The following is a 19,189-nucleotide window of genomic DNA, read 5'->3' on the forward strand; positions in this document are numbered from 1 at the left end:
CGCTCAGCCCCGGGGAGAAGACTGGGGGTGTCCGGCGTGCTGGACGCCGGAGTCGAACGGGAGGGTGCCATGAAGGCGGTGCAGTATCGGACCATCGGCGGATCACCGGAGGTCGTCGAGATCGAGGTTCCGGAGCCCGGACCGGGCGAGGTGCGGTTGAAGGTGACCGCCGCGGGCGCCTGCCACTCCGACAGCTTCGTGATGAGCCTGACCGAGGAGCAGTACACCTACGGCCTGCCGCTCACGCTCGGCCATGAGGGCGCCGGCGTGGTCGACAAGCTCGGCGACGGCGTCACGGGCGTCGCGATCGGCGACTCGGTCGCGGTCTACGGGCCACAGGGCTGCGGCCGCTGCTACCAGTGTGCGCAGGGCAAGGAGAACTACTGCGAGCGCGCTGCCGAGCTCGGCATCGCGCCTCCAGGACTCGGGGCACCGGGAGCGATGGCCGAGTACATGATCGTGCGCAGCGATCGGCACCTGCTGCCGCTCGGCGACCTCGATCCGGTGCAGAACGTCGCGCTCACCGACGCCGGCCTCACGCCGTACCACGCGATCAAGATGTCGCTGCCGAAGCTCGTGCCGGGCACGACCGCCGTCGTCATCGGAGCGGGTGGGCTCGGGCACGTCGCGATCCAGATCCTGCGGGCGATCACGCCGTCGACGGTCATCGCCCTCGACCTGAGCGAGGAGAAGCTCGCGCTCGCCCGCGAGGTCGGAGCGCACCACGCCTTCGCCTCGGATGCCGAGGCCGCTGAGAAGATCCGCGAGGCCACGGGCGGGCGTCCGGTGACGGCGGTATTCGACTTCGTCGCGATCCAGCCCACGATCGATCTCGGCCGCAGCATCGCCGGGGTCGAGAGCGACCAGGTGATCGTCGGGGTCGGTGTCGGCGTGCTGCCGGTCGGCATGCTCGGGGCCCCGTACGACTCGACCGTGCGCTCGCCGTACTGGGGGTCCCGGGCCGAGCTGTTCGAGGTGTTCGATCTCGCCCGCGCAGGGCTCGTGAAAGTGGAGACCGAGGTGTTCCCGATCGACGAGGCGCCCGAGGCCTACCGCCGTCTGCACGACGGCACGCTGCGCGGCCGGGCGATCATCGTCCCGTAGTCGCCGCGGAGTCCGCCACTCCGTCATCCTGTGGTCTGACCACACGTGCTACTCTGTGGTCAGACCACAGGCGCGCGGAGAGGACGATCGGCATGGACGCTGAGACATCCGACACCCCTCGCGCCTGGCGCATCGTGCTCGAGCACGTCGAGGCGCAGCTGCTCGAGGGCGCCCTGCGCCCCGGAGATCGCCTGCCCGGCGAGCGCGCCCTCTCCGCCGAGCTCGGCGTCGGCCGCTCGAGCGTGCGCGAGGCCCTGCGCGTGCTCGAGGTGCTCGGACTCATCCGCACCGCTGCGGGCTCGGGCCCGAACTCGGGCGCCATCATCATCGCGACGCCCGGCGGCGGCATGTCGGCCCTCATGCGCCTGCAGGTCGCGGCGAGCGGGTTCCCGGTCGCCGACATCGTGCGCACGCGACTCATCCTCGAGAGCTCGGTCGCCGGCGACCTCGCCGAGGCCACCTCGCCGACGGGCGACGCGCCCGACCTCGCCCCCGCCGAGCTCCTGCTGGATGCGATGGACTCCCCCGACCTCTCGCCGACCGAGTTCCTCGCGCTCGACGCGGCCTTCCACCTCGCCCTCGCCGAGGCCTCGGGCAACCAGGTGATCACCGCGACGATGGCCGGCCTCCGCAGCGGCATCGAGGGGTACGCCCGCGAGGGCCTCGCCGCGATCATCGACTGGCACGCGACATCCGCTCGCCTGCGACGTGAGCACCGCGGCATCGTCGAGGCCATCCATCGAGCGGATGCCGCGACCGCCCGCACCCGAACCCACGACCACATCTCGGGCTACTACGCCGAGACGTTCGTCGACACCCCGACCCCCTGAAGCACCGAGAGAGAGCACAGCCGATGGTCCAGCGCCAGTTCCCGAACCCCAAGGAGCTCGCAGAGCTCATGCGCTTCAAGGCGCCGACCCTGAACGCGAAGCAGCGCCGCCTCGACAAGGCGCTGACGATCTACGACCTCCGCGACATCGCGAAGCGCCGCACGCCGAAGGCGCCGTTCGACTACACCGAGGGTGCGGCCGAGGGCGAGATCTCGCTCGCTCGCGCCCGCCAGGCGTTCGAGGACATCGAGTTCCACCCGGCGATCCTGCGCAACGTCCCCGTGGTCGACATGAGCCGTGAGGTGCTCGGCGGCCCGACCGCGCTGCCGTTCGGCATCGCCCCCACCGGCTTCACGCGCATGATGCAGACCGAGGGCGAGACCGCGGGTGCCGGGGCCGCGGGTGCCGCCGGCATCCCGTTCACCCTGTCGACCATGGGCACGACCTCGATCGAAGACGTGAAGGCCGCCAACCCGAACGGCCGCAACTGGTTCCAGCTCTACGTGATGCGCGACCGCGAGAAGTCGTACGAGCTCGTGCGCCGCGCGGCGGCCGCCGGCTTCGACACCCTCTTCTTCACGGTCGACACTCCCGTCGCCGGCGCCCGCCTCCGCGACACCCGCAACGGCTTCTCGATCCCGCCGCAGCTGACCCCCGCGACCGTCGTCAACGCGATCCCACGCCCCGAGTGGTGGATCAACTTCCTCACGACTCCGAAGCTCGAGTTCGCCTCGCTCTCCTCGACGGGCGGCACCGTCGGCGAGCTCATCGACGGCATGTTCGACCCCACCATCTCGTTCGAGGACCTCGAGACGATCCGCGCCATGTGGCCCGGCAAGATCGTCGTCAAGGGCGTGCAGACCGTGCAGGACGCGCAGATCCTCGCCGGCAAGGGCGTCGACGGCATCGTGCTCTCCAACCACGGCGGCCGCCAGCTCGACCGCGCGCCGATCCCCTTCCACCTGCTGCCGCACGTCGTGCGCGAGGTCGGCTCCGACATGGAGGTGCACCTCGACACCGGCATCATGTCGGGCGCCGACATCGTGGCATCCGTGGCCCTCGGTGCTCGCTTCACCCTCATCGGCCGCGCCTATCTCTACGGACTCATGGCGGGCGGCCGCGAGGGCGTCGACAAGACGATCTCGATCCTCTCGACGCAGATCGCCCGCACGATGAAGCTGCTCGAGGTGTCGACCCTCGACGAGCTCGGCCCGCAGCACGTCACGCAGCTCTCGCGCTTCACAGCGTTGCCGAAGCCGATGACGGATGCCGCGGAGCAGGCCGCCGCCGCGAAGCCGAAGACCGTGCGCGCCCCGCGTGCGGCCGGTACGGCGGCGAAGTCGACCACGAAGTCGGCGGCCACCAAGTCACCGGCCGCCGCGAAGCCCGCGACCGTCAAGAAGTAGCGCCGCCGACCGCCGGCGAGCCATGCGCTCGTCGGCGGTTCGAGGCCCGCTGCCGATCCTGTCGTCGGTCCTTCCGTCGCTCGTCGTCGCTCGGCGTCGTGACGGCGGCGACGATCGTCGCCCGCGCCACGGTCTTGGCCATCTTCTGCGCCTGCTTTGCCTGCGCGCGACGCCGCTTGATGAGTGTCGCCCGTGCCTTGGCGCGCTCGTCGGCGTCCAGCAGCGTCGACAACGGCGGCCCTTCCTTGCCGTGGCGAGCCCCGCTCATGCGCGTGGCGCGCTCGAGCCCGGCCACCGCGGCCTCGGCACGACGAGCTGCGCGGCGCGCGGTGGTGCGGCGTTCGGCCGCGGCCGCCTTGCGCTCGGCCTTCGCGTCAGCCGCCGTGCGTTCGAGGAACGTCCGCGACGGACCCTTCGGGAGCTCCTTCGCGAGGTGCCGCACCTCGGTCTCCGCCCGCTTCGACCGTGCGATCGCGCGCTTGGCCTCGGCGCGTTCGGTTCGCGTTGCCGCAGCCATCGTCACCCCTCGTCGATCAGGTCGAGGAGCTTCTTGGCGGCGTCACGGATGTCGTCGTGATCGAACTGCCCGGCGCGGCTCTCGAGCGAGATCACACTGCAACGGTGCACCTTGCGGAAGTCGCCGTACGGGAACGAGTACGCCTCCTTCGTCTCCTCGTCGGCGTCGTCGTCGACGCCGAGGTGCCAATGCCGGAACTCGGTCCATCCCTCGCGTTCGATGAACGCGTTCTCCTCGTCGGCCGTCGGGGCGTCCTCGCTCCACGCGTCGCGTTCGTCGCGCACCACGTCGCCGTCGCGCACGAGCGATCGCGCGTGCCGCAGCGCCGTCTCATTCAGTCGGATCGCCATCGTCGCGTTCCTCCTCCCTGCCCGCACGGATGGCGCGGACACGTTCCGGTCTACGCGAGCGGGAGGCCCTGCGACAGGGGGTTGCGGATCGCCGCCCGGCGAGTGCAGCGCGCGAGCGCAGGAACCACACGAGCATGAGCAGGGAGGCGACGACGTAGAAGGAATGCAGGAACCAGATCGGCCCGAACGGGAGGCTGAACACGTAGGCCGAGTACACGGCGTTGCCCGCATTCGTGATCGCGAGGTTGCCGAGGCTGTACGACGCGAGGTCCTTCGTGCGCACAGCCTTCACCAGCATGGGCACGTAGCTCATGGCGAAGAGGCCGGTCGAGACGACGCCGGCGATCACGGCGAGATCCATGAGAGCGACGGTACGGATCGCATCCGCCCGCGGCATCAGGAGTGGCACCCTCTTCAGGCCGACCGGCGCGCGCGCCCGGGCTCAGTGCGTGCTCGGAGACGTACGGCGGTCGTCGAAGGCCGGCAGGTCGATCCACGCGAAGACCTCGCCCCGCGTCAGCGGGTGCGAAGTGCCACCCGCCGGGTCGAGCCGTCGAGGGGCGAGTGGTTCGTGACGACCTCGGGCACCGCGAAGCGCGGGTCCGCGGCGAGCGCGCGCACCTCGTCGAGCGTGACCGCCGGGTCGGCGAGCCGGGCGGCGATGTGATCGAGATCGGCGGTCAGCGCGGCATCCGGAACCCCTGCCAGGAACTCGTCGAGCACACCCCAGGTCTCCCAGAGCAGCGCCTCGTGGCCCGCCCTCGCAACCAGGTCGAGCACGAGGTTGTGTGCGAGGTACTGCCACGACCGGAGCGCCGGCGACTCGAACTCCGGCGCCACGACGCAGCGTTCGGGATCGATGCGTCCGGCACGAGCGCCCGACCACGCCTGGTCGCCGGTGAGGAATCGGTCGCGCGGCACGTCGACGAGGTCGAGCGGCGCACCCGTCGCCGAATCGACGATGCCCTCCCTGAGCTGCGGCTCCACGAGGCGCCAGCGCGCGGCATCCGCGTCCCAGACCTCGGCGACGACGTGGTCGATCCACCAGCCGTCGTCGAAGTAGCCGGCGAAGCCGACCCTCGAGCGGGCGGGGATGCCGGCAGTGCGCGCGAGCGAGACGAAGAGCAGCGTGAAGTCGCGGCAGCAGCCGAGGATGCGCTCGGTCGGCGCACGTCGCCCGTCGAGCCGATCGGCCTTCAGCTCGGCGAGGCGCGCGAACTGCTCCTCCGCGTAGCGCAGGTCGATCTCCGCGAGGCGGTCGCCGCCGAATCCGTGGCGCGACGGATCGCCGTTCGCACGGTAGTGGAAGACGAGCCCCGAGACACGGCGACGCAGCTCGGCGAGGTCGCCGGGCTGCTCGCCGATCCATTCCGTCATGCGTCCGGGGTCGCTGCAGACGGTATGGGCGCTGTAGGTGGCGAGTTCGTCGTCGAAGGGCACTCGACAGGTCTACCACCCGTCCCGCGCGCATTCCAGAGGGCCGGTGTCGTCGGAACACCGGAGGGTATTGCGACAACACGGGTCATCTCGACGCACGTCAGCTCTGCGGGCGGCGCTCGTACTCGGAGACGACGACCCCCGACTCGAACGCCGTGGTGCCGACCTCCTGGAAGGAGCGCGGGTGATACGCGCCGGGGGCGAACAGCGGGATGCCGTCGCCGAAAATGAGCGGATTGCGCTTCAACACGAGCCGGTCGATCTCGTCGGCGAGCACGGTCGCGAGCGCTCCGCCGCCGCAGAGCCAGATCGACGCTCCCGGCTCCGCCTTGAGGCGTCGCACGACCTCGACCGGATCGTCCGCGGTGAGCGTGAGGTTCGGATGCTCGCCCGGGATGTCGACCTCGGTGCGCGATCGCGAGAACACGAACTGCCGCAGGTGGCGGTAGGGACTCGGCGCGAACGGCAGCCCCACCGCATAGGTGTTCCACCCCATGACGACGGTGTCGAAGGTCGCGCCGTCGCGCTCGATGCCGAGAGCGTCCGCGATGTGCGTCGGCACGGCGTCGGCGAACCGGGTGTTGAGGTGCTGCATGTGGTCGCCCTCGATCGGGAAGGCGTCGAACTCGCCGGCCGGGCCGGCGATGAAGCCGTCGATGGTGACGGCGACGTAGTACACGAGTTCTCGCAAGAACACTCCAATCACAACTTCTGTAGTGATTGAGAGACTACAGCATCTGTAGTGGTTGCGCTAGCATGAAGCATGGCGAAGAACGAGGAGCGACGACGATCGCTGGCGGATGCCGGCTTGGGCGTGCTCGCTCGCGAGGGGTCCCGCGGCCTCACGCACCGGGCGATCGACGAAGCCGCCGGGGCGCCGACCGGCACGACCTCCAACTACTTCCGCAGCCGTGAGGCGCTCATCACGGGGCTGGTCGAACGCATCGGCGAGCGCCTCGCCCCGACTGAGGCAGACCTGGAGCGGCGAGCCGTCGAGACTCCGAGCCGCGCACTCTTCGCCGATTACCTGCGCGACATCGTGCGCCGGCTCACGACGGAACGCGAGGTGACGCTCGCCCTCTTCGAACTCCGCCTCGAGAGCACGCGCCGCCCCGAGGTCGCGGCCGTGCTCGGCGCATGGCAGCGGGCGGGCTTCGACGGCGACGTCGCGTTCAACACGGCGGCCGGCCTCCCCGGCGCCCGACGCGAGATCGCCCTGTTCCACTACGCGGTCGACGGCCTGCTGCTCGACCGGCTGACGACGCCGCTCGATCCCGGCACCTCGACCGATGAGATCGTCGACGCCCTCGTCGAAGGGTTGCTGCCGGCCGAGTGAGAGCGCCCACCCTATGATGAGCGCGGGGAGGGGTGGCATGGCGGATGCGGCGGAGGAGACCGAGCCCGGTGCGGGAGCTGGCAGCGCGGGCACGCCGCTGCGCCGCTACCTGAGACGCTTCGGCACCCGCCGCACCGTGCTCGCCGATGCCCGCGCGGGTCTCGTGCTCGGCATCGAGAGCATCCCCGATGGTCTCGCGTCCGGCGTCCTCGCCGGAGTGAACCCGGTCTACGGGCTCTACGGCTACCTCTTCGGCACCCTCGGCGGCGCCCTCGCGACCGGATCCGTCTTCATGTCGGTGCAGGCGACCGGCGCGATGTCGGTCATGATCGCCGACGTGCCGGCGGTCGTCGACTCCGACCGGCAGGGCGTCGCGATCGCGACGCTGGCCCTGCTCACCGGCATGGTCATGCTCGGCCTCGGGCTCGCACGCCTCGGCTCGCTCGTGCGCTTCATCCCGACGGCCGTGCTCGTCGGCTTCGTCAACGCCGTGGCCGTGAACATCGTGCTCGGCCAGCTCTCGAACCTCACCGGCTACGAGGGCGAGGGCCCGAACCGGGTCATGCGCAGCCTCGACATCCTGCTGAACCTGCCCTCGATCCACTGGCAGAGCCTGCTGCTCGGGGTGGTCACGGTCGCCCTCATCCTCGCCCTCGAACGCACCTTCCTCGGCCCGCTCTCGCTCGTCGTGGCGGTCGCCGCGGCATCCGCCCTGACCCTCATCCCCTGGTTCGGTGGGGTCGCGATCGTCGGCGACATCACCGACATCCCGAACGCCGTGCCGATGCCGGCCATGCCCGACTTCGCGCTGACCGCCGAACTGCTCATCCCGGCGTTCTCCCTCGCGCTCGTCGGACTCGTGCAGGGTGCCGCGATCTCGGGGGCCACCCCGAATCCCGACGGACGCTACCCCGATCCGTCCGCCGACTTCCGCGGCCAGGGCGTCGCCAACCTGACGAGCGGCCTCTTCCAGGGCCTGCCGGTCGGGGGCTCCATGTCGGCGACCGCGATCGTGCGCGCGGCCGGAGCGAAGAGCGCGCTGGCGAACGTGATCACCGCCGTCGTGATGGTGGTCGGCATCCTCGCGCTCGGCGGCGTGATCTCCCACGTCGCGATGCCCGCACTCGCGGGCCTCCTGATCCTCGTCGGCGTGCGCACCTTCAAACCCCACGACCTCGTGATGGTGTGGCGCACGGGGCGAATCCAGGCGAGCGTGCTCGCGGTCACCTTCGTCCTGACCCTCATCGTGCCCCTGCAGTACGCGGTGCTCGTGGGGGTCGGTCTCGCCGTCGTGCTGCACGTCGCCCGCCAGTCGAACCGCGTCATCGTGCGCCGCTGGGTCTACGACGCGTCGAGCCCGCATCCCCTCGAGACCGAGCCCCCGAGCCGGCTCGCGCCGGGCGAGATCGTCGTGCTCGTGCCGTACGGCAGCCTGTTCTTCGCTGCGGCGCCGGTCTTTGCGGCGCAACTGCCCGAGGTTCCCGATCGGTGCGAGCAGGCCGCCGTGGTGCTGCGCCTGCGCGGCACCGACGAGCTCGGCGCGACGTTCATCAACGTCGTCACGCGCTACGCCGCGCAGTTGCGGGCCGCCGGCGGGGCGCTCATCCTCGTCGGGCTGAGCCCACGCGTCATGAACCAGCTCGAGACCACGCTCGCGATCGACGTGGTCGGGCGCGAGCGGGTGTTCCCGGCGACGCCGCGCATCGGCGATTCGCTCGATGCCGGGCTCGCCGCGGCACGCGCCTTCGCCGAGCCGCCGCACTCCTGAAACGCGGCCGCCCGCAGCTCGAGACGACGCCGGTTGTCGCTTCCCCAGATCGAGGAGCGACAACAGGCGTCGTCTCGACGACTACGAGCGCTGCGAGTTCGACAGGTCGATCAGCTGCTGGATCTGCTCGGGCGTCACAGGCACGCCCGGGAAGCCCGCGAGCTTGCCGATCGGGAACGACGCCATCATCTTCTCGAGGCCGCCCTCGTCGAAGATGTCGGTGTCGGCCATGCCCGACGCGAACGAGCCCATCGCCTGCATGACGATCGGGCCGGCGACCGGGTCGGCCGCGAGCTCGGCGATCGACGACTCGAGCGAGAGCGGCAGGCGCACCTGCTCGCCCTCGACCTCGACGACGGCGCTGAGACGGATGTCGCGGCTCGACGCACCCACCTCGACCCTGTAGGCACCAGGCTCGACGACCCAGCGGTCGACGCGGATGTCCCAGTACGCGAGGTCCTCGGAGCGAATGGGAATCTCGACGACACGCGACTCGCCCGCCTCGAGGGCGACGTTCGCGAACGCCTTGAGCTCGCGCGGAGCGCGCTGCACACCCGAGGCTGCGAGGCCGGTGTAGACCTGCACGACCTCGCGCCCGGCGCGATCCCCGGTGTTCGTCACCGTGACGCGCACCGTGAGCCCCGAGGCATCCGCTGCTGATTCGGCAGCCGTCACCGACAGATCTGAGTATCCGAACGTCGTGTACGACAGGCCGTGACCGAACGGGTAGGCCACCTCGGCGTCGCGCGCGTCGTACCAGCGGTAGCCCACGAAGAGGCCCTCGCCGTAGCGCACGTGACCGAAGTCGCCGCCGAAGTTCAGGTACGCCGGGGTGTCCTGCAAGCGCAGCGGGATGGTCTCCGCGAGGCGACCCGAGGGGTTCACGGTGCCGTAGAGCACGTCGGCGATGGCGGAGCCGCCGGCCTGGCCGCCGAGCCAGCCCTCGAGGATCGCGGGCACGTCGCCCGCGAACGGCAGTTCGACGACGCCGCCGTTGGCAAGTACGACGACCGTGCGCGGGTTCGCCGCGACGACGGCCTCGAGCAGAGCGAGCTGCTCGGCCGGCAGGTGCAGGTCTTCGCGGTCGAAGCCCTCGGACTCGTAGGAGCCCGGCAGGCCGAGGAACAGCACGACGACGTCATTCGACGCGGCGAGCTCGACGGCGGGGGCGACGAGGGCAGCACCGTCGGAGCCGTCGGTCGTGAAGCCGGCCGCGAACGCCACGTTCGCCTCGCCGGCATACGACACGATCGCGTCGAGCGCGTTGTCGAGCCTCGTCGGGTTGATGAGCGACGAGCCGGCGCCCTGGTAGCGCGGCTTCTCGGCGAACGCGCCGATGACGGCGACCGAGGTCGCGGCGTCGAGCGGCAGGATCGCGTCGTCGTTCTTCAGCAGCACGGCGCCGCGGCCGGCGGCTTCACGGGCGAGGGCGTGGTGCGCGTCGACGTCGTAGGCGGCATCGGATGCACCGGCGACGGCCTTCTGCACCAGCTCGACGACCCGGCGGGCACCGACATCGAGCGCCGACTCGTCGAGCGAGCCGTCGGCGACGGCGGCGACGAGCTTGGCCGCCGAGCGACCGTCTGACGACGGCATCTCGAGGTCGAGACCGGCGGGCAGGCCGACGACCCGGTCGTTGACAGCTCCCCAGTCGCTGACCACGAGGCCCTCGAAGCCCCAGTCGTCACGGAGCACCGTGTTCAAGAGCCACGGATCCTCGCTCGTGTAGACGCCGTTCAGGCGGTTGTACGAGCACATGACGGTCCACGGCTGCGCGTCTTCGACGACGCGCTGGAAGCCGCGCAGGTAGATCTCTCGCAGCGGCCGCGGGTCGACGTCGCTCGACGACGACATGCGGTCGTGCTCCTGGTTGTTCGCCGCGAAGTGCTTCAGCGAACCGCCGACGCCCTGCGACTGCAGGCCGTTCACGAGGGCCGCGCCGAGCACGCCCGAGACGATCGGGTCCTCGGAGAGGTACTCGAAGTTGCGGCCGCAGAGCGGCGAGCGCTTGATGTTGACGCCCGGGCCGAGCAGCACGCCGACGCCTTCGGCACGCGCCTCCTCGCCGAGTGCCGTGCCGACGCGCGCGAGCAGCTCGGGGTCGAAGGTCGAGCCGAGCGCCACGGCGGGCGGGAAGCAGGTGGCCGGCACGCTGTCGCCGATGCCGAGGTGGTCGGCGCTGCCCTTCTGCAGCCGCACGCCATGCGGGCCGTCGGTGAGCACGATCGCGGGGATGCCCGCCCGCTCGATGCCCTGCGTGGTCCAGAAGCTCGCGCCGCTCGTGAGCGACGCCTTCTCCTCGAGGGTGAGGTCGGCGACGATGTCGGCGGCGGGGGTCGCAGCGAACTCGCCCCCTGATCCCGTCGAAGGGGAGGTGGTGTTCAAGGTGTCCGTCATGTTGCTCCTTCGATTGCCGGTGCTTCGATACTCCGCCGGAAGAGTGGTTTTCCGTAGTCCTTCTGCAACAGGGCTGCGAAGGCCCACCAGAGGATGAGGGTCGCGGACGCCCCGCCGATGACGCCGAACAGCGCATCCGAGAGCCAGTGCGCGTTGATGAGGGTGCGCTGCCAGATCATGCCGACGACGAGCAGCGCGCCGATGATCCACCAGGCGAGTCGCTTCGCCGGCGGGAACAGCGCGGCGACCGCGACGAGCAGGATGCCGGTGCTCACCGCGTGCCCCGACGGGAACGATCCGTGGTCGACCCCGAACAGCGGCCCGGCGAGTCCGTTCGCGAGGTCGGCGGCGGGCCTCGGCCGGTCGACGAGGTTCTTCACGAGTTGCGAGACGACGAGCGTGCCGCCGAACTCGGCCGCGAGGAAGAACAACGCCGAACGCCAGCGGCGGATCACGAACAGCCAGATCGGGATGACGAGGAGCGTGAGCACCGCGCCCGGGATCTCCCCGAGGTACTGGAAGAGCATCGGCAGCGCCCAGGTCTCGCCGCCCGTACCGGGCTGGAGCCCGACGAGGGCGCGCCATGCGCCGTCGATGCCCTGCGTGAACGGGCTGCCGGGGTTCGCCGCGACGGTGAGCCCGAAGGCGACGAACAGCGCCAGGCCGATGAGGCCGGTCACGAGCAGCCGGCGGGGCCTGAGAGCAGCGGATGCCGCGGGCTCGACCGCCACGGGAGTGGTCGCGTCGACCGGGGGCGAAGTGGCAGCGGCATCCGACATCACTTCACCGCCTTGATCGGCCAGACGGCGAACGCGCCGAGGATCGAGAGCACGATGGCGACGGGGAACAGGCCCTCGAAGCCGAATGCGAGCACGATCGCACCGGCGACGCCGGGCGCGAGGGTCTGCGGCAGGGTCGCTGCGATGTTCACGACGCCAAGGTCCTTCGCGAACGACTTCGCCGACGGCAGCACCTCGCTCATGAGCGCCGTGTCGACGGCCTGGAACATGCCGAAGCCGAGGCCTGCGATGAAGGTCATGATCATCCAGGCGGTGATGTCCGGCCAGATCCACGGGAGGAGGAAGGCCAGGCCGGTCACGGCCGACGAGACGAAGACGAAGATCTTGCGGCGGCCGAGCCGGTCTGAGAGCGGTCCGGAGACGATCGTCGCGATGAGGATGCCGGCGAGGCTGATGAGCCCGAGCATCGGGATGACGTCTTGCGGCCGTTCGACCCCGAAGTAGTCGGTGAGGAGGTAGAGCTGGTACCCGGTGACGGCGAAGTAGCCGGTGTAGAGCAGCAGTCGGCCGGTGAACGCCCAGAAGAAGTCGGGGTGCTTGACCGGGCTGACCCAGAACGTGCGCAGGAAGTCTCCGAGCCTGAAGGGCTCGGGCTCGAGGTCCTTCGACGAGTGGTCGGGGTTGAAGACGATGAACAGCGTGAGCATGAGGAGCGAGAACACCGCGAACGTCACGTAGCCCGCAGCGATGCTGCCGTAGAACATGGACCCGATGATCTGGCCGCCGAGCGCGCCGACCATGAGGCCGATGCCCGAGAGCGTGGCGAACGTGCCGCGGCGCTTGACCGGCACGCGATCGGGCATGACGGCGCTGAGCGGACCCTGCGCGAAGTTGTAGGTGATCTGCACGAGGGTCCACGCGATGACGACGCCGACGAGGCTGTTCGCGAAGGCGAGGCCGACGAGTGCGAGGCCGCCCGCGAGCGAGCCCATGAAGATCCAGGGCGCACGACGGCCGAACCTCGAGCGAGTGCGGTCGGAGATCTGGCCGGCGATCGGCTGGGCGAGCATCGAGAAGAACGCGCCGATCGTCATCACGACGGCGAGGTTCGCAATCTTGTCGGCCTCACCGAACTGCGCGGCAACCTGTGCCGGCAACAGGATGCCGGGCACGGCTCCCCAGATGAGGAAGATGCCGAGGTTCGCGGGGATGATCCAGCCCATCAGGCGGCGAACGCCCGTGATCGGGGTGGGCGGATCCTCGTTGCCCGCGGCCTCCTCGATGAAGGCGGCGGTCTCGTCGGGTTCGTCGAGGCGTGGGTCGGCTGACGGTCGGGGGGTCGACGCCGTTGTCATGTGCGGTCCTTTCAGAGCCTCGACGGTGAGGCGGGTGGCAAAACCATACATCGCTCGGTTTTCAATCGCAACCGACTAATATTCACGTATGGCACGCAGAGGTTCATACGCGAAGGGCGTCGCGAAGCGCGAGGAGATCCTCACCACGGCACTCGACGTCATCGCACGCAACGGCTACCGGCGCACGAGCGTGCGCGAGCTGGCCGACGCCGTGGGCCTCAGCCAGGCCGGCCTCCTCCACTACTTCTCGTCGAAGGAGGAGCTCTTCCAAGAGATCCTCCGCAAGCGCGACGAGGTCGACACCGAGACCTTCGACATCCACACGGGGCGACCGATCGAGGCGTTCTTCCAGGTGATCCGCCACAACAGCGAGGTTCCCGGCCTCGTGCAGCTCTACGCCCAGTTGTCGACCGCGGCAGGCGATGCCGATCACCCCGCCCACGCGTTCTTCGTCGAGCGGTACGTGCAGTTCCGCACCCTGTTCGTCGGCATGCTCCGCGACGAGCAGGCGGCCGGGCGCCTCGACCCCGACCTCGACATCGACCGCATCGGCAACCTGTTCCTCGCGGCCGCCGACGGCCTGCAGACCCAGTGGATGCTCGATCCCTCCATCGACATGGCCGAGCACGTCGCTTACCTCTGGCATCTCATCACCCGCAAGGGCTGAGCGGATGCCCCGGCCGCGAGCGCGGATCAACGCTCGATCCGGTCGCGGCGACGTTGTGTTCCGGTTCGAATCGTCGCATACTCATTGCCGAGCGTCATTCGGTTTTCGCAAGGATGCGAGCGCTCGAGAGGAGCACCGCCCATGACCCGGACCAGCACCGGCACCTTCGTCGAGGTCGACACCGCCTCCGGCCGCGTTCGCGGCGCCTGGCGCGGCGAACCCGGCGAGGCATCCGCTTCGGCCGCCTTCCTCGGCATCCCCTTCGCCGAGGCGCCCGTCGGCGGACTGCGCTTCGCGGCCCCGGTGCCGAAGGCGCCGTGGCAGGGAGTGCGCGATGCCCTCGAGTTCGGCGCGACCGCGCAGCGCGGCGACCCGGGCGTGACGCTCATTCCCGAGCCCAGCGTGCCCGGCGACTCGACGCTGAACGTGAACGTCTTCACTCCCGCGCCCTCGACCGACGTCGCACTGCCGGTGCTGGTCTGGATCCACGGCGGCGGCTTCTTCGCCGGCTCGCCCGCGAGCCTCTGGTACGACGGCGGGCGCTTCAACCGCGACGGCGTCGTGACCGTGACGATCTCATACCGCCTCGGGTTCGACGGGTTCGGCTGGATCGCGGATGCTCCGTCGAACCGCGGCGTGCGCGACTGGCTCCTCGCCCTCGAGTGGGTGCAGGAGAACATCGCGTCGTTCGGCGGCGACCCGTCGCGCGTGACCATCTCCGGCCAGTCCGCCGGCGGCGGTGCCGTGCTCACGCTGCTCGGCATGGAGTCGGCACAGCACCTCTTCCAGGGCGTCTACGCGATCTCCGGCGCCCTCGGCGACGTCACGCCTGAGCGGGCCGAGAAGTTCGGTCGCGAGCTCGCTGCCGCGGCGGGGGTCGAGCCGACGGTCGCCGGGTTCTCGAGCCTCTCCGAGGAACGCGTGCTCGAGCTCCAGAAGAAGGCCACCGAGCTCGGCCCCGACTCCCTCGGGAGCATGATCGAAGACGGCCTCGGCCTCGGCCCGGCGATCGACGGCGAGCTGCTCCCCCGCTCGACGACGGCGTCGCTCGCCGCCGGGGTCGGCGCCGACAAGCCGCTCGTGATCGGTGCCACCGACGACGAGTTCTCGATGGTCTTCGCCGAGGCCGAGAAGAAGCTCCGTTGGGTCCCGAAGTCGCTCCTGCTGAAGAAGTTCGGCATTCCGAAGCAGCAGCTGAAGCCCTACCTCGCGGCCAACGCCGCGGTCGCCCGCAAGGGCACGGCGCGCATCGCGGGCCGCTACCTCACCGATCAGATGTTCCGCACCGCGCTCGTGCGGATCGTCGCCCTGCGCGGCGATGCGCCCACCTGGGTGTACCGGTTCTCGTGGCCGTCGGGCGTCTTCGGCTTCGCCGAGCACTGCCTCGACGTGCCGTTCTTCTTCGACTGCCTGGACTCCATCGCGATCGAGCCCCTCGCAGGCCCGAACCCGCCGCAGCGCCTCGCCGACGAGGTACACGGCGGTGCTGTGGCCTTCATCACGGCCGGCGAGCCCGGGTGGCCGCGGTACGCGGAGCCCGAACGTGCGACGCGGGTCTACGACACCCCGTCGACCATGATGGCCGATGGTTACGAGAGTGTGCGGCCGCTGCTCGCGGGCTGAGACGACGCCGGCGGCGAACCGGGCCATTTTGTCCCCCGAATGGGGTACGTGACCAAGAGGCCCCGTTGCACGCATGCTTCTCACATGACTTCGGCCGGCGAGACCTCAGTTCCCACCACCACCGGCCCGCTCGACGAGGTGCACCGCGAGCAGTCCGCGCGGCTCGTCGACCACCTGGTCGACCACGGTCCGGCGACGCGCAGCGAGCTCGCCGCTGCGACGGGCCTCGGCCGAGGCGCGATCGCGGGACTCACCTCACGACTGCTCGACGCCGGCGTGCTGCGACCCGAGGCAGCGGATGCCGCGGGCGATCACCGCACCGCACCGCTCACGCTCGCCGCGGCCGACCACGTGCTCGTGACCGCCCATCTCGGCCACGACGACGCCGTCGCCACGATCGCGACGCTCGGCGGCGACGAACTCGCACGCTTCACAGCTCCGCTGCATGCCGAGCCCTCCCCGGCCGACGAGGCGGCCGACGGGCCGAGCCCCCTCGAACTGCTCGCGGTCGTGCTCGGCCGTGCCATCGCCCGTGCCGAACGAGCGGGCCGCTCGATCGCCGACGTCACACTGCTCGTCGACGGAGCCGTCGCCGGAACTCCGTCGATCGTGCTCACCGACGAGCGGCTCGGCGTGGAGCCGGTCGACGTGCTCGGCGAACTCCGCGCCCGCACGCCCGGCCTGGCCGACGTCGAGGCCGCGCTCCCGATGCCGATCGCCCTCGTACCGGCGGCGACGGCTGCGGCATCCGTCGAACTGGCGGGCCCGGGCGCCCGCGACCTGCTCTACGTCGCCGGCGACACCGGCATCGTCGCAGCCGCAGTCGTCGACGGCCGGCCGATGCGGGGCGCCCACGGCCTCGCGGCGACCTTCGCGCACCTGCCGATCGTGCCCGGCGGCGTGCGGTGCAGTTGCGGGCAGCGCGGATGCCTCGCGACCGTCGCCTCCCCCGAGATCGTGCTCGAGCGGGCGGGCCTGGCCGGGTTCGCGGCGGCGAACGGCCGCCTCGCCGCGCTCGACGAACTCGTCGTACGGGTCGACGCGGCCGATGACCGTGCCCGCTGGTCGTGGCTCGACGCCGCGCTCTGGATCGGTCGGTCGCTGCAGCTCGTGGCCCCGACACTCGACCCCGCGACCATCGTCGTGGGCGGTTACTGGGCGGCGTTGGTCGGCGACATCGAGACCTCGTTCCGCGACAACCGTCCGACGATCGGCGGCGGCGCCCTCGAGTCGATCCCCGCGATCGTGGCCTCGCAGCAGGGTGGTGAAGCCGCCGTGGCCGGCGCCCGCCGTCAGGCTCGCGAACGCTTGGTCTCCGACCCGTTGCTGCTCGCCGGCTGAGGCAGGCCTCGCCCGAGCCTGCTGCGGATGCCCCAGCCGGTCACCCGCATCATCGCCTCGATCACGATGCCGGCGCTCATCTTCGACCTGCCGCGCGCGCGCTCGACGAAGGTGACGGGCACCTCGACGACGACGAGCCCGGCTTCACGCGCGTGCCAGAGCATGTCGACCTGGAATCCGTAGCCGCGCGTGTGCACGTCGTCGAGCCGGATGCGTCGCAGCGCGTCGGCGCGGAACGCACGGTACCCCGCCGTCGCATCCCTCGTCGGCAGCCGCAGCACCCAGCGCGCGTAGGCGCTGCCGCCGCGGGAGAGCCACTGGCGGCGGCGCGGCCAGTTCTCGATCGACCCGCCGTCGATCCAGCGCGACCCGATGACGAGGTCGACGGGGGTCTCGACGTCCGCGAGGGCGTCGAGCAGGCGGGTGAGCTGCTCGGGCTGATGCGAGCCGTCGGCGTCCATCTGCACGATCGGGTCGAACCCCTCGGCGAGCGCCCACGCGAACGCGTCGAGGTAGGCCGCCCCGAGGCCGCTCTTCTCGGTGCGATGCAGCACGCGCACCGAGGCATCCGCTGCCGCCAGCTCGTCGGCGATCACGCCGGTGCCGTCGGGCGAGGAGTCGTCGACCACGAGCACGGATGCCGCGGGCACGGCGGTGCGCACACGGGAGACGATCGCGGCGATGTTCTCGCGCTCGTTGTAGGTGGGAATCACCACCAGGGCTCGGGTCATCACTCGAATCGTAGTCGCCCGCGGGCCACCCCCGCGTCAGCGGGTCGACCGCTGCGGCCGGGTCAGCGCACGCCGGCCATGAGCTTCAGCACGCCGCGACTGCCGACCGCGAGCGCGATGCCGAGCACGATCGCGATGCCGCCGAGCGCGCCGAAGTACACGACCTCGGTGTCAGCCGAGTAGAAGGTCGCGAGCTGGCCCGAGATCGCCGTACCGAGCGAGACCGAGAGGAAGAACAGCGCCACCATCTGGGTGTGGAACACCTTCGGTGCGAGCTTCGTGGTCACCGAGAGACCGACCGGCGAGAGCAGCAGCTCGGCCACCGTGAAGACGAACAGGATGCCGATGATCGCGAGCAATGGCGTCGAGTTGGCAGCTCCGCCCGCGAAGGGGATGAAGAGCAGGAACGCCACGCCCATGATCGCGGTGCCGAGCGCGAACTTGATCGGCGTCGACGGCTGGCGGTCGCCGAGCTTGGTCCAGATCGCCGCGAACACGCCCGACAGGATGATGATGAAGATCGGGTTGATCGACTGCACCCACGAGACGGGCATCTCCCAGCCGAAGAGGTCGCGGTTCAGCTGCTTGTCGGAGTAGATCGTGAGCACCGTGAACTGCTGCTGGTACAGCGACCAGAACGCGACGCTCGCGACGAACAGCGGGATGAAGCCGAACACCCGGCTGCGCTCGACGGTCGTGATGCGCTTGCTCGAGAGGATCACCGCGAAGTACGCCACTGCGGCGACGATCACCGAGCCGATCACCCAGGTGACGAGGTTCGTCGCGGTGATGAGTCCCGTGACGACGAGCACGACGACGACCGCGACGGCCGCCACCGCGAGGCCGATCACGAGGCCGATGCGCTCGCGCGGCAGCGGGTTCGGCACGACGGATGCCTCGGCGGGCAGTCGCTTGCGCCCGAACGAGTACTGGGTGAGGCCGATCGCCATGCCCACCGCCGCGAGGCCGAAGCCCCAGTGGAAGCCGAGCGTGGAAGCGAGGAGCCCGGTGAGGATCGGGCCGAAGAACGCGCCGAGGTTGATGCCGAGGTAGAAGATCGAGAACCCGGCGTCACGGCGCGGGTCGTGCTCGGAGTAGAGCGTGCCGACGACGCTCGTGGCGTTCGCCTTCAGTCCGCCCGAGCCGAAGGCGACGAGCACGAGGCCGACGCCGACGCCGACGAACCCGGGCAGCAGGGCGAGCGCGATGTGGCCGGCCATGATGACGATGGCGCTGTAGAACAGCACCTTCTCGCTGCCGAGCACGCGGTCGGCGAGCCAGGCGCCGAGGATCGTCGAGAGGTACACCCCGCCGCCGTAGGCGCCGACGATGCCGGCCGCCGCGGTCTCCTCCATGCCGAGGCCGCCCTCGACCGCGGTGTAGTACAGGTAGATCAGCAGGATCCCCTGCATGCCATAGAAGCTGAACCGCTCCCACATCTCGACGCCGAAGATGTTCGCGAGTGATCTCGGCTGCCCGAAGAAGCCGTGGTCGCCCCGAGTGTCGCGTGACGAGTCGCCGTCGCCGGTTCCCCTCGGCTCGGGCGGCCCGTACTCCCCCGGGGCAGGTTCGGTGATGCTGCCCATG

The 19,189-nt window shown here is 70.4% G+C and carries 18 protein-coding genes; 8 read left to right on the top strand and 10 right to left on the bottom strand.

Annotated elements, in window-relative coordinates:
- Positions 1-69: 69 nt before the first annotated feature.
- The 3 genes from VPH61_RS03470 to VPH61_RS03480 all read left to right on the top strand — a co-directional run bounded on the left by VPH61_RS03470 (position 70) and on the right by VPH61_RS03480 (position 3,340).
- Positions 70-1,104, top strand: a complete 1,035-nt coding sequence (locus VPH61_RS03470; protein WP_332062526.1) for an NAD(P)-dependent alcohol dehydrogenase — start codon at positions 70-72, stop codon at positions 1,102-1,104.
- 92 nt (positions 1,105-1,196) lie between these two features.
- On the top strand, positions 1,197-1,934 hold the full coding sequence (locus VPH61_RS03475; RefSeq protein ID WP_332062118.1) for a FadR/GntR family transcriptional regulator: 738 nt from the start codon (positions 1,197-1,199) through the stop codon (positions 1,932-1,934).
- A 23-nt stretch (positions 1,935-1,957) separates the two neighbouring features.
- Positions 1,958-3,340, top strand: coding sequence for an alpha-hydroxy acid oxidase (locus VPH61_RS03480; protein ID WP_332062119.1), 1,383 nt, complete (start codon positions 1,958-1,960; stop codon positions 3,338-3,340).
- On the opposite strand, the gene VPH61_RS03485 is transcribed toward VPH61_RS03480, so the two are convergent.
- From VPH61_RS03485 to VPH61_RS03505, 5 genes are all read right to left on the bottom strand, one after another.
- Positions 3,330-3,857: a hypothetical protein gene (locus tag VPH61_RS03485; protein ID WP_332062120.1), complete on the bottom strand. Its 528-nt coding sequence runs from the start codon at positions 3,855-3,857 to the stop codon at positions 3,330-3,332. The two genes, VPH61_RS03480 and VPH61_RS03485, sit on opposite strands and share 11 nt — an antisense overlap.
- Before the next feature lie 2 nt (positions 3,858-3,859).
- Positions 3,860-4,207 carry a hypothetical protein gene (locus tag VPH61_RS03490; RefSeq protein WP_332062121.1) on the bottom strand — a complete coding sequence of 116 codons (348 nt, stop codon included), beginning with the start codon at positions 4,205-4,207 and terminating at the stop codon, positions 3,860-3,862.
- Positions 4,188-4,568: a hypothetical protein gene (locus VPH61_RS03495; protein ID WP_332062122.1), complete on the bottom strand. Its 381-nt coding sequence runs from the start codon at positions 4,566-4,568 to the stop codon at positions 4,188-4,190. The genes VPH61_RS03490 and VPH61_RS03495 overlap by 20 nt, the downstream gene beginning before the upstream one ends.
- Positions 4,569-4,723: 155 nt before the next feature.
- Positions 4,724-5,647: a transglutaminase-like domain-containing protein gene (locus tag VPH61_RS03500; RefSeq protein ID WP_332062123.1), complete on the bottom strand. Its 924-nt coding sequence runs from the start codon at positions 5,645-5,647 to the stop codon at positions 4,724-4,726.
- Positions 5,648-5,744: 97 nt separating this feature from the next.
- Positions 5,745-6,335 carry a dihydrofolate reductase family protein gene (locus VPH61_RS03505; RefSeq protein WP_332062124.1) on the bottom strand — a complete coding sequence of 197 codons (591 nt, stop codon included), beginning with the start codon at positions 6,333-6,335 and terminating at the stop codon, positions 5,745-5,747.
- A gap of 72 nt (positions 6,336-6,407) precedes the next feature.
- Between VPH61_RS03505 and VPH61_RS03510 the strand changes: the two genes are divergently transcribed.
- On the top strand, positions 6,408-6,980 hold the full coding sequence (locus tag VPH61_RS03510; RefSeq protein ID WP_332062125.1) for a TetR/AcrR family transcriptional regulator: 573 nt from the start codon (positions 6,408-6,410) through the stop codon (positions 6,978-6,980).
- 37 nt (positions 6,981-7,017) lie between these two features.
- Positions 7,018-8,748 (top strand): SulP family inorganic anion transporter, encoded by a 1,731-nt coding sequence (locus VPH61_RS03515; RefSeq protein ID WP_332062126.1) that lies wholly within the window; start codon positions 7,018-7,020, stop codon positions 8,746-8,748.
- A gap of 81 nt (positions 8,749-8,829) precedes the next feature.
- On the opposite strand, the gene VPH61_RS03520 is transcribed toward VPH61_RS03515, so the two are convergent.
- Genes VPH61_RS03520 through VPH61_RS03530 form a run of 3 tightly spaced genes read right to left on the bottom strand, consistent with a single transcriptional unit; the run spans position 8,830 to position 13,240 of the window.
- Entirely contained in the window at positions 8,830-11,145 is a 2,316-nt protein-coding gene (locus tag VPH61_RS03520; RefSeq protein WP_332062127.1) for a glycoside hydrolase family 3 C-terminal domain-containing protein, read from the bottom strand.
- A complete protein-coding gene (locus VPH61_RS03525; protein ID WP_332062128.1) occupies positions 11,142-11,924 on the bottom strand; it encodes a phosphatase PAP2 family protein in 783 nt (260 codons plus the stop codon). The genes VPH61_RS03520 and VPH61_RS03525 overlap by 4 nt, the downstream gene beginning before the upstream one ends.
- Entirely contained in the window at positions 11,924-13,240 is a 1,317-nt protein-coding gene (locus VPH61_RS03530; RefSeq protein WP_332062129.1) for an MFS transporter, read from the bottom strand. Before VPH61_RS03530 ends, VPH61_RS03525 begins: the two co-directional genes overlap by 1 nt.
- An 88-nt stretch (positions 13,241-13,328) precedes the next feature.
- On the opposite strand from VPH61_RS03530, the gene VPH61_RS03535 reads away from it, so the two are divergent.
- The 3 genes from VPH61_RS03535 (at position 13,329) to VPH61_RS03545 (ending at position 16,871) form a co-directional block, all read left to right on the top strand.
- Complete coding sequence (locus VPH61_RS03535) at positions 13,329-13,907, top strand: TetR/AcrR family transcriptional regulator (RefSeq protein ID WP_332062130.1); 579 nt, start codon at positions 13,329-13,331, stop codon at positions 13,905-13,907.
- A 141-nt stretch (positions 13,908-14,048) separates the two neighbouring features.
- Positions 14,049-15,530, top strand: a complete 1,482-nt coding sequence (locus tag VPH61_RS03540; protein ID WP_332062131.1) for a carboxylesterase/lipase family protein — start codon at positions 14,049-14,051, stop codon at positions 15,528-15,530.
- A gap of 84 nt (positions 15,531-15,614) precedes the next feature.
- Positions 15,615-16,871, top strand: coding sequence for an ROK family protein (locus tag VPH61_RS03545; protein WP_332062132.1), 1,257 nt, complete (start codon positions 15,615-15,617; stop codon positions 16,869-16,871).
- On the opposite strand, the gene VPH61_RS03550 is transcribed toward VPH61_RS03545, so the two are convergent.
- Positions 16,823-17,602 carry a polyprenol monophosphomannose synthase gene (locus VPH61_RS03550; protein WP_332062133.1) on the bottom strand — a complete coding sequence of 260 codons (780 nt, stop codon included), beginning with the start codon at positions 17,600-17,602 and terminating at the stop codon, positions 16,823-16,825. The genes VPH61_RS03545 and VPH61_RS03550 overlap by 49 nt on opposite strands.
- 62 nt (positions 17,603-17,664) lie before the next feature.
- Positions 17,665-19,188 carry a peptide MFS transporter gene (locus VPH61_RS03555; protein WP_332062134.1) on the bottom strand — a complete coding sequence of 508 codons (1,524 nt, stop codon included), beginning with the start codon at positions 19,186-19,188 and terminating at the stop codon, positions 17,665-17,667.
- Position 19,189 lies beyond the last annotated feature (1 nt).

Source organism: Agromyces sp. CCNWLW203, from assembly GCF_036576125.1.
In the GTDB taxonomy this organism is placed as follows: domain Bacteria; phylum Actinomycetota; class Actinomycetes; order Actinomycetales; family Microbacteriaceae; genus Agromyces.